Below are 12,718 nucleotides of genomic sequence, written 5' to 3'. Positions count from 1 at the left end.
TTACTTATAGAAACAGTCAATCAGCCGCGGTAGTAGCGTTGTGGAACAAATGGCATTTTGCTTACAAGCAAAGGCACCTTTTTCCCACGCACAATCGCCCATACCGGAGTATCGAGAGCGGTATAAGCCTGGTCGAGGTAACCCATGGCCAGCGGGCCACCCAGGGTCGGCCCGAAACCGCCGCTGCAAACGGTACCGATAATGTCACCTGCCTCGTTGACGATCTCTGCGCCTTCGCGCACGGGCGTACGTTCCTGCGGCAGCAGACCCACGCGCTTGCGGCTGACACCGGCTTGCTGGTGGGCGAATACGTTTTCAGCGCCAGGGAAACCACCGGCCCGCGCGCCATCGGCACGGCGAGGCTTGGAGATCGCCCACAACAGGCTCGCCTCGATCGGGGTGGTCTCGGTGTTCATGTCGTGGCCGTAGAGGCACAGGCCGGCCTCCAGGCGCAGGGAGTCGCGGGCGCCAAGACCGATGGCTGCCACTTCAGGTTCGGCAAGCAGGGCGCGAGCCAGGGTTTCGGCACTGGCAGCCGGCACGGAAATTTCGAACCCGTCTTCGCCGGTGTAGCCCGAACGGCTGACAAAGCAATTCACTCCCAGCAGCTTCACGCGGGCGAACTGCATGAATGTCATTTTCGCAACTTCAGGCGCCAGGCGTGCGAGCACGGTGACGGCAGCCGGGCCCTGCAGGGCGAGCAGGGCACGCTCTTCGAACAGTGGCTCGATCGTGCACTGGTCGCCGATCTGCTGTTGCAGGTGCGCCAGGTCCTGATCCTTGCAGGCCGCGTTGACCACCAGGAACAGTTCGTCGTCACCCAGGTTGGCGACCATCAGGTCGTCGAGAATGCCCCCGGTCTCGTTGGTGAACATGGCGTAGCGCTGCATGCCCACCGGCAGGTCGATGATGTCCACCGGAACCAGGGTTTCCAAAGCCTTGGCGGCATTGGCGCCGGTCAGGCGGATCTGGCCCATGTGCGAGACATCGAACAGCCCGGCCTGCTCACGGGTGTGCTGGTGTTCTTTCATCACGCCCAGCGGATATTGCACCGGCATGTCATAGCCGGCGAACGGCACCATGCGCGCGCCGAGTTCGATGTGCAGGGCGTGCAGCGGGGTTTTCAGCAATGGTTCGGTGGACATATTCAGCTCCTGAAAAAGTGTGCGGATGCGCGTGGGCATCAGCACTCGATAATGTTGACCGCCAAACCGCCACGGGCGGTTTCCTTGTATTTGCTTTTCATGTCGGCGCCGGTCTGGCGCATGGTGCGGATGACCTTGTCGAGGGAGACGAAGTGCTGGCCGTCGCCGCGCAGGGCCATGCGTACCGCATTGATGGCCTTGACCGAGCCCATGGCATTGCGCTCGATGCAGGGTACTTGCACCAGGCCGCCGATCGGGTCGCAGGTCAGGCCGAGGTTGTGTTCCATGCCGATTTCGGCGGCGTTTTCCACTTGCTGCACGGTACCGCCGAGCACTTCGCACAAGGCGCCGGCCGCCATCGAGCACGCCACGCCGACTTCACCCTGACAGCCGACTTCGGCGCCGGAGATCGAGGCGTTTTCCTTGTACAAAATGCCGATGGCGGCGGCGGTCAGCAGAAAACGCACGACGCCATCGTCATTCGCGCCGGGAATAAACCGCATGTAGTAATGCAATACGGCCGGGATGATCCCCGCCGCGCCGTTGGTGGGCGCCGTGACCACACGCCCGCCGTTGGCGTTTTCTTCGTTGACCGCCAGGGCGTACAGGTTGACCCAGTCCAGCACCGAGAGCGGGTCGCGCAAGGACGATTCCGGGTTCTTGCACAACTGCCGGTGCAGCGCCGCCGCCCGGCGTTTGACCTTCAGGCCGCCGGGCAGGATGCCTTCGTTGCGGCAACCGGCAGCGACGCAGTCCTGCATGACTTGCCAGATGTTCAGCAGGCCGGCGCGGGTTTCCGCTTCCGGGCGCCAGGCACTTTCGTTGGTCAGCATCACCTGGCTGATCGACAAGCCGTAGGTGCTGCAATGGCTGAGCAGGTCCTTGGCACTCTTGAACGGGAAGGTCAGATTTGTTGCGTCTTCGACGATCCGGTCGGCGCCGGCGGCGTCTTCATCGACGACGAAACCGCCCCCGACGGAGTAGTACTCGCGGCTGCGGATCTGCAGGCCAGCGGCGTCGAACGCGCGAAAAATCATGCCATTGGGATGATACGGCAGTGGTTTGCGGATCATCGCCAGGTGTTCTTTTTCGTTGAAGGCAATGCTGTGTTCGCCGAGCAGGTTCAAGCGCCCGTTGCCGCGAATTTCTTGCAGGCGAGCCGCGACGGTTTCGGTGTCCACGGTGTCCGGGTGTTCGCCTTCCAGGCCGAGCAGCACCGCCTTGTCGCTGCCGTGGCCTTTGCCGGTGGCACCGAGGGATCCGTAGAGTTCGACTTTGACGCAAGTGGTCGCGGCCAGCAGCCCTTCACGGCGCAGGCCTTCGGCGAAACGTGCAGCTGCGCGCATCGGGCCGACGGTGTGAGAGCTGGAGGGGCCGATGCCAATCTTGAACAGGTCGAACACGCTTAAAGCCATGGTTGTTCTCCGGTTTTCTTGTTATGGGAATTGGCGAAAATCTTTTGACTAAATCCGATCCTGTGGGAGCTGGCTTGCCTGCGATGGCGGTGGGTCAGTCAGCATCTCGGTTGGCTGATCCACCGCCATCGCAGGCAAGCCAGCTCCCACAGGGTTTTGTGGTGTTCTTGAAATGGGGGGCGAGCGAACCCGCCCCCTTATTCGTTTAAGCGTAGCTTTCGATCGACGGGCAGGCGCAAACCAGGTTGCGATCGCCAAACACGTTGTCGACCCGGCCGACCGGTGGCCAGTACTTGCCTTCGATCAGCGACGCGACCGGGTATACCGCTTGCTCGCGGCTGTACGGGTGCGTCCACTCGCCCACCAGCTCCGCCGCGGTGTGCGGGGCGTTTTTCAGCGGGTTGTCGTCTTTGTCCAGGGTGCCGTTTTCCACCGCGCGGATTTCTTCGCGGATGCGGATCATGGCGTCGCAGAAGCGATCCAGTTCTTCCTTGGATTCGCTTTCGGTCGGCTCGATCATCAGCGTGCCGGCGACCGGGAACGACATGGTCGGGGCATGGAATCCGAAGTCGATCAGGCGCTTGGCGACGTCATCGACACTGATGCCGCTGCTGTCTTTCAACGGACGCAGGTCGAGGATGCATTCGTGCGCCACCAGACCGTTGCTGCCGGTGTAGAGCACTGGGTAATGCTCTTCGAGACGACGGGAAATGTAGTTGGCGTTGAGGATCGCCAGTTGCGAAGCACGCTTGAGACCCGCGCCACCCATCATCCGGATGTACATCCAGGTGATTGGCAGAATGCTCGCGCTGCCGAACGGTGCGGCGCAGACCGCGCCTTCTTTGCGTTCCATCTGGGCGTGGCCCGGCAGGAACGGGGTCAGGTGCGACTTGACGCCGATCGGGCCGACGCCCGGGCCGCCACCGCCATGGGGAATGCAGAAGGTCTTGTGTAGGTTCAGGTGCGACACGTCGCCGCCGAACTTGCCTGGTGCGCAGAGGCCGACCATGGCGTTCATGTTGGCGCCGTCGATGTACACCTGGCCGCCGTTGTCATGAATGATGCCGCAGATTTCACGGATGCCTTCTTCGAACACGCCGTGGGTCGAAGGGTAGGTGATCATCAATGCCGCGAGATGCTCGCGGTGCTCGATGGCCTTGGCGCGCAGGTCTTCGATGTCGACGTTGCCGCGGGCATCGCAAGCGGTGACGACCACGCGCATGCCGGCCATGTTGGCGGTGGCCGGGTTGGTGCCGTGGGCGGACGACGGGATCAGGCAGATGTCGCGACGGTCTTCGCCACGGCTCTGGTGATAGGCACGAATCGCCAGCAGACCGGCGTATTCACCTTGGGAACCGGCGTTTGGTTGCAGCGAGATCGAGTCGTAACCGGTGGCGGCGCAGAGCATCGCTTCCAGCTCGTCGGTCAATTGCTGGTAACCGGCGCTTTGCTCGGCCGGGGCGAACGGGTGCAGGGCGCCGAATTCGGCCCAGGTCACCGGGATCATTTCGCTGGCGGCGTTGAGTTTCATGGTGCAGGAACCCAGCGGGATCATGGTGCGATCCAGTGCCAGGTCCTTGTCGGCGAGCTTGCGCAGGTAGCGCATCAACTCGGTTTCCGAGTGGTAACGGTTGAACACCGGGTGGCTGAGGATCGGCGACTGGCGAACCAGCGCGGCTGGGAGGGTGCTGTCGACCGAGGCGGCGAGGGCAGCGAAGTCCGGCAGCGCCTTACCGTCGGCCAGCACGCTCCACAGGGTTTCAACGTCGGCCTGGCTGGTGGTTTCATCCAGGGACAGACCCAGACGCTCGCCATCTACCACGCGCAGGTTGATGCGCTGGGCGCGGGCCTTGTCGTGCAAGGCAGCGGTTTGCGCGCCGGTCTTGACCGTCAGGGTGTCGAAGAAGCTGGCTTGCTCGACAGTCAGACCTAATTCGCTCAAGCCGTTGGCAAGGATCGCGGTCAGGTGATGCACGCGCCGGGCGATCTGCGTCAGGCCTTTCGGGCCGTGGTAGACGGCGTACATGCTGGCAATGTTGGCCAACAGCACCTGGGCGGTGCAGATGTTGCTGGTGGCTTTCTCGCGACGGATATGTTGCTCGCGGGTCTGCATCGCCAGGCGCAGGGCCGGCTTGCCGAAACGGTCCACGGAGACGCCGACCAGACGGCCCGGCATGTCGCGCTTGAACGCATCCTTGGTGGAGAAGTACGCCGCGTGCGGGCCACCGAAGCCCAGCGGCACGCCGAAGCGTTGCGCACTGCCGATGGCCACGTCGGCACCGAATTCGCCCGGCGGGGTCAGCAGGGTCAGGGCCAGCAGGTCGGCGGCGACCGCGACCAAGGCGTTGGCGGCGTGGAAGCGCTCGGTCAGTTCGCGGTAGTCGAACACATCACCGTTGCTCGCCGGGTATTGCAGCAGGGCGCCGAAGAACGGCGTCACGTCAGTCAGTTCCTGCTCGTCGCCGACCACCACGTCGATGCCCAGCGGCTCGGCACGGGTGCGCAGCACGTCGAGGGTTTGCGGGTGGCAATGCACCGACGCGAAGAACGCGTGGCTGCCCTTGTTCTTGCTCAGGCGTTTGCAGAAGGTCATGGCTTCGGCGGCGGCGGTGGCTTCATCCAGCAGCGAGGCGTTGGCGATCGGCAGGCCGGTCAGGTCGCTGATCAGGGTCTGGAAGTTCAGCAGCGCTTCGAGACGGCCCTGGGAAATCTCCGGCTGGTACGGGGTGTAGGCGGTGTACCAGGCCGGGTTTTCCAGCAGGTTGCGCAGGATCGGCGACGGCGTGTGGGTGCCGTAGTAGCCCTGGCCGATGTAGGTCTTGAACAGCTGGTTCTTGCTGGCGATGGATTTGATCAAGGCCAGTGCATCGGCTTCGCTCAGGCCGTCTTCGAGGCCCAGGACGCTGGTGCCTTTGATGCTGTCCGGAATGACGCTGGCGCTCAGGGCTTCCAGGGAATCGAAACCGAGGCTGTTGAGCATGGCTTGCTCGTCGCCTGCGCGCGGGCCGATGTGGCGGGCGATGAATTCGTTGGCGGTTGTCACATTGACAGAAGGTACTTGAGTCATGTCAGCGCTCCTCAGGCTTCGGCGGCTATGATCAGGCGGTCGTAGGCGTCTTGATCCAGCAGTTGGCCGACAGCCGAGGCGTCGGTTGGCTTGAAGCGGAAGAACCAGCCTTCGCCCAGGGGATCTTCGTTGACCAGTTCCGGGCTGCTGTCGAGTGCCGGGTTCACTTCCAACACTTCACCGTCGAGTGGCATGTACACACCGCTGGCGGCTTTCACCGATTCCACGGTGGCGGCTTCAGCGCCTTTGGCGTAGGACTGCAGCTCAGGCAGTTGTACGAAAACCACGTCGCCCAGGGCGTTCTGTGCGAAAGCGGTGATGCCAACTGTGACGCTACCGTCAGCTTCGGTGCGCAGCCATTCGTGATCTTCAGTAAAACGCAATTCGCTCATGGAAACTCCTAAGGGGGCCAGACTCGTCTGGTGGACGCGGTTGGAATGCTGGGGCAATGCCCTGTTTTATGAGTGGTTACTAAGCAAGTTTGCTGCCAATGTCGTTTATTCCTTATAAATCAAATAGTTATGTTGTTTTTTGAGGCGAAGGCATCCTATGGCTGTAGCGAAATCGCTACAGCTGGAGGCGAAGAAAAAAGCCTAGGTGGATCAAAGCCTTGCACAGCGGCGATCAGAGGAGGGTGTAGCGATATCGTTCCGCTGTAGCGCTTTCCGTACAGGTGGAGGTCGCTTTTGAAGCGGTTTGCAGACTGGACACAAAAACCTGTGGGAGCGGGCTTGCTCGCGATAGCGGTCTGACATTCACCATAGTTGTCGACTGAAGGACCGCTATCGCGAGCAAGCTCGCTCCCACAGGGGGATTTGTATGGGTAGTTAAGTCGTATTCTCAGCCTTACGGCTTGTTGGGAATCCCGTACTTGCGCAACCGATGGGCAATCGCGGTGTGGGACGTCTGCAGACGGCTGGCCAGCTGCCGAGTCGAGGGATAACTGACGTAGAGTTTTTCCAGCAGCGTCTTCTCGAACTCTTCCATGGCTTGCTCGAGGCTATCGACTTCACTGTCGCTCTGACGCGCCACGGAGGTGCCGGCAATGTCGAGGTCGCCAATGTCCACCACACTGCTTTCGCAAATCGCTGCGGCGCGGAAAATCACGTTCTGCAGTTGCCGCACATTGCCCGGCCAGCGGTTACCCAGCAGTGCCGGGTAGGTGCCCGGCGCCAGGCGACAGACCGGGCGCTGGATCTGCGCGCAGGCCTGCTGCATGAAATAGCGCGCCAGCAGCAGGATGTCCTGGCCGCGTTCGCGTAGCGGCGGGACTTCGACGTTCAGGACGTTGAGGCGATAGAACAGATCTTCGCGGAAGGAACCTTCGCTGACCATCTTTTCCAGGTCCCGATGGGTCGCGCTGAGAATCCGCACGTTGACCTTGACCTCACGATCACCCCCCACACGGCGGAAGCTGCCGTCATTGAGGAAGCGCAATAGTTTCGCCTGCAAGTAAGGTGACATCTCGCCGATCTCATCGAGAAATACCGTGCCCTGGTTGGCCAGCTCCATCAGCCCCGGCTTGCCGCCCCGCTGCGCGCCGGTGAACGCGCCGGGGGCGTAGCCGAACAGCTCGCTTTCGGCGAGGTTCTCCGGCAATGCCGCGCAGTTCAGCGCCAGGAACGGTGAACTGTACCGGGCACTGATGGCGTGACAGGCACGGGCCACCAGTTCTTTGCCGGTGCCGGTTTCGCCCTGGATCAACAAGGGCGCATCGAGCGCCGCGACCCGTTGGGCGCGGGCCTTGAGCGTGCGAATCGTCGGCGACTCGCCCAGCAACGCATCGAAGCCCTCGGCATGGTCGTGGTGCAGCGCCGAGAGGCGTTCGCCGATGCGGTTCGGTTGATACAGCGTGAGCAGGGCGCCGGCGTCGGTGATGGGGGTGGCGTCCAGCAACAGGGTCTGGCCGTTGACAGTGACCTCGCGCAGCGGCAAACGAAAGCCGTTTTCCAGCAAGGCATCCAGCAGTGCCGCGTCGGCGAACAGGTCGGCGACGCTTTCACCGGCCGGTTCCCGACCGTACAGGGCGATCAACGCCGGGTTGGCCAGCAGCACCTTGCCGGCGCTGTCCAGCGCCAGCACCGGGTCGGTCATTGCCGCAAGCAATGCATCGAGCTGCAAATGCCGACGCTGCCCGGGTAGGATGTCGACCACCGTCACCGCTTGCACGCCACGTACATTGAACAAGGCATCGCGCAGCTCTTCGAGAACTTGCGGGCTCAGGGTCGGGGCATCGATGTAGACGTTGGGCGGCACCATTTCCACCGCATCCAGGTTGAGATTGCGCCCGCCGAGCAAGGCCAGGACTTCCTGGGTAATGCCGACGCGGTCGATAAAGCTGACGTGGATACGCATGGGGCGGTTTTTGGTTCTGGCGTGCGGAGGGTGGCAAGTATGCCTTGGCGCGGACCAATGATGAAATCCTGCGCAGGACTTAAGGGTGGAGAGCGCTGGACCTGTGGGAGCGGGCTTGCTCGGAAAACGGTGTGTCAGGCGATATCGATATTGACTGGGCCGCCGCCTTCGCGAGCAAGCCCGCCCACAGGAGATCGAGTTTACCTGGACGAACGCGTACTAATGTGGGAGCGGGCTTGCTCGCGAAGGGGCCGGTATCGTCACCACCACAACGGTCGATGTGAACCCAGTTCCCCAGCCGGAATCGCCCACTGCAGTGGCGTCCCGGTAATTCTCAAAGGAACCTGCAACCGATGCGCCGGCCCCCAGGGCGTCTGCTCAACCAACAACCCCTGATCGCTTTCTTCCTCCGCTCTCAACGGCTCATCCGTCCCGGCGCCAGCCTCGATCAACAACTTCGCCGTCCGCGCCAGCGACAATCGCGCCGAGCCGCCGAGTCCGTCACTCAACCGTTGCACCAGCAACTTGATCGCGCTGGCCGCCATCAAATACCCGGTGGCATGATCCAGCGCTTGCAAGGGCAGGGGCGTCGGTTTGTCCGCGTGCTGCCAGTGCATGCCGGCTTCGGCAATGCCGCTGCTCATCTGCACCAGGCTGTCGAAGCCGCGGCGGTTCTGCCACGGGCCGCTCCAGCCGTAGGCGTTCAGGCAGACGTCGATCAGTCCGGGGGCCAATAGCTGGCGTTCGGCGAGGCCATAACCCAGGCGCTCCAATGCATCGGCGCGATAACCGTGCAGCAGGATGTCGGCGTCCTTGAGCAGGCCTTCGAACAGCTCGCGATCGGCCTTGACCTGCAGGTCCAGACGCGCGCAGCGTTTGCCAAGGGTGACTTCAGGCACCACGCCCGGTTCGTTCCAGGTCGGTGGATCGATACGCAGTACGTCGGCGCCGAGCCCTGCGAGAAAACGGCTGGCGACCGGTCCCGCGAGTACGCGTGTCAAATCCAGTACCTTGATCCCGGCCAGGGGTTGCGCCACCGAACCTTGCCACTGCTTTGCGTTTTGCCTCCTGTTGGCAGCGAACTGAATCAGCGGTTCGGCATTTACGGCCTGCCCCTGGGGATGGGCTTGCCACTGCGCCCAGGATCGCATTTCGGCGGCGCAGCCTCCGGCGTCGACCACCGCCTGTTCCAGGTCGGTTTTGGCCCATTGAGCCACCTTGCTCGCCATTGCTGCGCGGTCGGCGCAGACACCGAGCACGCGTTCAGCGGCGGCGCGATGATGGGGGGCGTTGGTGTGCAGGCGGATCCAGCCATCCTTGGTCGCATAATCGCCCGCGACCGGGTCCCACAGCGGTGGCACGCTCCAGCCCACCGGGCGAATCGACGTCGAGAACCAGAAGGACGCCAGGCGCCGGTCGACTTCAAGGTGGGGCAAGCGCCCGGTTTGCTGATTAAGTAATTCGCTGATGGCCTGGCCGGCGGCGGCAATGCTGGCACACGCCAGGTCAGTCACGGCAAACGCCGAGGGCAGCGCGCCACTGGAGGTGAACGAAATCCTGGTGTGAGGCAAGCCGAGTGCGGCTTGAATGGACGTGAGTAGATCAGTCATCGAAGGCCCTCCGGAGCGAGAGCCGAGCATAAATCAAAAAAGTGCAAGCCGGATGAAATCCCCTTGTGGGAGCGAGAGCGGCTTGCCGGCGAAGACGGCGTTTCAGTCAACATCTTTATCGGATGTGACAATGCTTCGCCGGCAAGCCGGTCTCGCACAGGGGATCTGCGGTGCAGCTTTAAACGCGGAACTGATCCATCAATTTCATCTGCTGGGTGGTCAGGGCGTTGAGGTGGCTGCTGATCTGCGCCGATTCGGTGGCTTGGCCGGTCAGGGTTTCGGTAACGGTGCGGATGGCCGAGACGTTGCGATTGACCTCTTCGGCGACGGCGCTTTGCTGTTCGGCGGCGCTGGCGATTTGCAGGTTCATGTCGCTGATCACGGTGACTGCGTCGCTGATTTTGCTCAAGGCCTGCACCGCCTGCTGGATCTGTCCGGCGTTGCTGTGGGCCTGGGTCTGGCTCGAGTGCATGGTGGCCACCACGCCGCGGGTGCCGCTCTGGATGCGCTCGATCACCTGACGGATTTCTTCCACCGAGTCTTGCGTGCGTTTGGCCAGGTTGCGCACTTCGTCGGCCACGACCGCAAACCCGCGACCGCTCTCGCCGGCACGGGCCGCTTCGATTGCCGCGTTGAGCGCCAGCAGGTTGGTTTGCTCGGCGATGCTGCGGATCACTTCCAGTACCGAGCCGATCTGTTCACTGTTGACCGCCAGGGCTTCAACTTCAGTCACGGCCTTGCTGACTTCCTCGGCGAGCTGATTGATGTCGCGGGTGCTGCGCTCGATGATCGACAGGCCATCGCGAGCCGACTGATCGGCACCTTTGGCTGCGCTCGCGGCATTGGACGCACTGTTGGCGACGTCATGGGCGGTGGCGCTCATTTCGTTGGACGCGGTGGCGACCTGGTCGATTTCGCGGAATTGCACCTGCATGCCTTCGCTGGTCCGGCGGGCGATATCCGAGGATTGGTCGGCCGTGCCGCGGGCGTCGGTGATGCTCTGTTTGATCTGCGCGATGGTCGGTTGCAGCTTGTCGAGGAAGCGGTTGAACCAGCTTACCAGCTCGCCCAATTCGTCTTTTTTGCTGTAGTGCAGGCGTTGAGTCAGATCGCCGTCGCCGCTGGCAATCGCCTTGAGCATTTCGGCCACGCTATTGATCGGTCGGGTCACGCCGGACGCGGTGAGCCAGATCAGCACCAGGCCGATCAGGCCGGCAATGACCGCCACCAGCACCGCCTTGATCGTGCCGCTGTGCTGGGCATCATCGAGCACCGCTTGCAATTTCACCGAGTCGGCCAGCAACACTTTTTTCGGCAGGTCGATCACCACGCCCCAGGCTTTGGCGTCGGCAATCGGGCTGACCGGGTACACCGCACGGATCAGGTCGCCCTGTTCGAGAATTTTCGGCGTCCCACCGCTGAGTAATTGCAGAACGTCCTTGCCGTCTGCGCCCAGGGTGTCGCCGATGCTTTTGCCGACCTTGCTCGCGTCCACGCTGTAGCCAGCAAGTACGCCGCTGCCGGAGACGATCAGCATGTGCCCGGCGCTATTGAACAGCTCGCGTTGTGATTCGACAGACGCCGCTTGCAAGGCGTCGAGGGCGATATCCACCCCGACCACACCGATGGATTTGCCATCCACCAGCAGCGGTACGGCAATGGTGGTCATCAGCATTTCCTTGCCGGCGACGGTGTCGGCATACGGATCCAGCAGGCACGTGCGCTTGCTGTCGCGGGGGCAGGTGTACCAGCTGTTATAAGGCGTGCCGCTGAGGCTCAAGGTGGTCTTGGTCATGTCGGCTTCGACCATGATCGTGTTGATCCCGGTACCGCCGGCACGGCTCCAGTAGCTGGCGAAACGACCGGTCTCATTGGACTGACGCGCCGCATCGTTAGCGAATTCGCTGTCCTTGCCGTCCAGGCCATCGGGTTCGAAGGCCAGCCAGATCCCCAGCACTTTGCTGTTGCGCTCGAAGGCGGTTTTCAGGCTCTGGTTCAACTCTTCACGCAGGGCGCCGGCCTCCAGCGAACGCTTGGCGGCCATGCTGCGCATGTCCTTGATCTGATCGGCCAGGGCGGTCACCACCAGCAGGCTTTCGCCGAAAGTCTTCTGCACCCGCACGGCTTGCCCGGCCGCCTTGGCCTGGAGCAGATCCTGCACGCTGGCGGTGAGCATTTTACTGCTGGAGGCACTGACCAACTGGTCGTTCTGATTGGTCTGGTAGATGTTCATGCCGACGATCAGGAGGACCACGCCCAGCAGACACAGGCCAGACAACAAGACGATTTTGAGGCGGATGGAGAGAGCGTCGAACATAGGGCGAACTCGCGAATGGATGAGGTGTTGGCTGCGGGTCGGGGGGTAGACCCGGTTCGCCAAGTCCATTCAGCGCCAATCCTGAACCATCGGCGCGGGGCAGGGTTGCATGAGGACAAGCCGACGGATGGTAGTCGCGAGCGTTTGCGCGGGTTTTATGGTGCCTGGGCTGGCGTCTTCGCCGGCAAGCCGGTCTCGCTCCCACATTACATGGATTCTGTGCTCGCTGAAGATAGCGAGCCTGGTCCGGGGTGGCGTTCCGACGAAGGCTGGCGATGCGGTCTGTCAGGATGGATTGGATAAGCTTTCCGGTCGTGACCAGATCCACGCATTCCCCAGGCTCATGCCGGCGATGGCCAGGTAAATCGGCCAGCCATGATCGAGCATGAACAACATCAAGCCGGCGCACAGCAGCATGCTGACAGTGGCGCTGACCTTGGCTCGACGGGCGATGATTTTGCCGTTGCGCCAGTTGCACAGGATCGGCCCGAATAGCCGATGGTTTTCCAGCCAGGCGCTCAAGCGCGGAGAGCTTTTAGTCGCGGCCCAGGCGGCGAGGATGATGAACTCGGTGGTCGGCAGGCCCGGTACGACAATGGCGATCAGGCCAATGCCGAGGCTGATGTAGGCCAGCAGGCCGAAGAGGATGCGGGCGAGTCTGGAGGTGGCTGGTTGAGGCATGGGTTTTGGATGAATGACTGGAGTCTATAAGGAGATCTTGCAGGCTGACATAGTCCTTGTGGGAGCGGGCTTGCTCGCGAAAGCGGTGTGACAGGCAACATTTATGTCGACTGACCCTACGCCTTCGC

7 protein-coding genes and 2 pseudogenes are annotated in these 12,718 nt (G+C 62.4%); all 9 read right to left on the bottom strand.

Translation table 11 applies throughout. The features are described 5' to 3' along the window. Positions 1 to 20: 20 nt before the first annotated feature. The 9 genes and pseudogenes from gcvT to PMA3_RS23155 all read right to left on the bottom strand — a co-directional run bounded on the left by gcvT (position 21) and on the right by PMA3_RS23155 (position 12,590). Positions 21 to 1,145 (bottom strand): glycine cleavage system aminomethyltransferase GcvT, encoded by a 1,125-nt coding sequence (gcvT, locus tag PMA3_RS23190; protein WP_064679377.1) that lies wholly within the window; start codon positions 1,143 to 1,145, stop codon positions 21 to 23. Positions 1,146 to 1,183: 38 nt separating this feature from the next. After that, entirely contained in the window at positions 1,184 to 2,560 is a 1,377-nt protein-coding gene (locus PMA3_RS23185) for an L-serine ammonia-lyase (RefSeq protein WP_064679376.1), read from the bottom strand. A gap of 205 nt (positions 2,561 to 2,765) precedes the next feature. Beyond that, entirely contained in the window at positions 2,766 to 5,627 is a 2,862-nt protein-coding gene (gene gcvP, locus PMA3_RS23180; RefSeq protein WP_064679375.1) for an aminomethyl-transferring glycine dehydrogenase, read from the bottom strand. 11 nt (positions 5,628 to 5,638) lie between these two features. Next, a complete protein-coding gene (gene gcvH / locus PMA3_RS23175) occupies positions 5,639 to 6,019 on the bottom strand; it encodes a glycine cleavage system protein GcvH (protein WP_064679374.1) in 381 nt (126 codons plus the stop codon). Positions 6,020 to 6,473: 454 nt separating this feature from the next. Continuing rightward, entirely contained in the window at positions 6,474 to 7,982 is a 1,509-nt protein-coding gene (locus PMA3_RS23170) for a sigma-54-dependent transcriptional regulator (protein WP_064679373.1), read from the bottom strand. Positions 7,983 to 8,242: 260 nt separating this feature from the next. Next, the gene (locus PMA3_RS23165) at positions 8,243 to 9,592 is read right to left on the bottom strand and encodes a CoA transferase (RefSeq protein ID WP_064679372.1); all 1,350 of its coding nucleotides are present in this window, start codon (positions 9,590 to 9,592) and stop codon (positions 8,243 to 8,245) included. Between the two features lie 178 nt (positions 9,593 to 9,770). Further along, positions 9,771 to 10,301, bottom strand: a pseudogene (locus PMA3_RS33700) (methyl-accepting chemotaxis protein); the annotation flags it as partial. Positions 10,302 to 10,628: 327 nt separating this feature from the next. After that, positions 10,629 to 11,636: pseudogene (locus tag PMA3_RS33695) on the bottom strand (methyl-accepting chemotaxis protein); the annotation flags it as partial. 558 nt (positions 11,637 to 12,194) lie between these two features. Beyond that, on the bottom strand, positions 12,195 to 12,590 hold the full coding sequence (locus PMA3_RS23155; RefSeq protein WP_064679371.1) for a YbaN family protein: 396 nt from the start codon (positions 12,588 to 12,590) through the stop codon (positions 12,195 to 12,197). Positions 12,591 to 12,718 lie beyond the last annotated feature (128 nt).

The sequence above is a fragment of the Pseudomonas silesiensis genome (genome assembly GCF_001661075.1).
Classification (GTDB): Bacteria; Pseudomonadota; Gammaproteobacteria; order Pseudomonadales; family Pseudomonadaceae; genus Aquipseudomonas; species Aquipseudomonas silesiensis.
The sequence above is the reverse complement of the archived record's forward strand: the minus strand, read 5'-3'. Positions and strand labels throughout refer to the sequence as shown.

What these genes read in the sequence shown, in the direction of transcription:
- gcvT (WP_064679377.1), bottom strand. Translation starts at nt 1,145, where the DNA reads ATGTCCACCGAACCATTGCTGAAAACCCCGCTGCACGCCCTGCACATC.
- PMA3_RS23165 (WP_064679372.1), bottom strand. Translation starts at nt 9,592, where the DNA reads ATGACTGATCTACTCACGTCCATTCAAGCCGCACTCGGCTTGCCTCAC.
- gcvP (WP_064679375.1), bottom strand. Translation starts at nt 5,627, where the DNA reads ATGACTCAAGTACCTTCTGTCAATGTGACAACCGCCAACGAATTCATC.
- PMA3_RS23155 (WP_064679371.1), bottom strand. Translation starts at nt 12,590, where the DNA reads ATGCCTCAACCAGCCACCTCCAGACTCGCCCGCATCCTCTTCGGCCTG.
- PMA3_RS23170 (WP_064679373.1), bottom strand. Translation starts at nt 7,982, where the DNA reads ATGCGTATCCACGTCAGCTTTATCGACCGCGTCGGCATTACCCAGGAA.
- gcvH (WP_064679374.1), bottom strand. Translation starts at nt 6,019, where the DNA reads ATGAGCGAATTGCGTTTTACTGAAGATCACGAATGGCTGCGCACCGAA.
- PMA3_RS23185 (WP_064679376.1), bottom strand. Translation starts at nt 2,560, where the DNA reads ATGGCTTTAAGCGTGTTCGACCTGTTCAAGATTGGCATCGGCCCCTCC.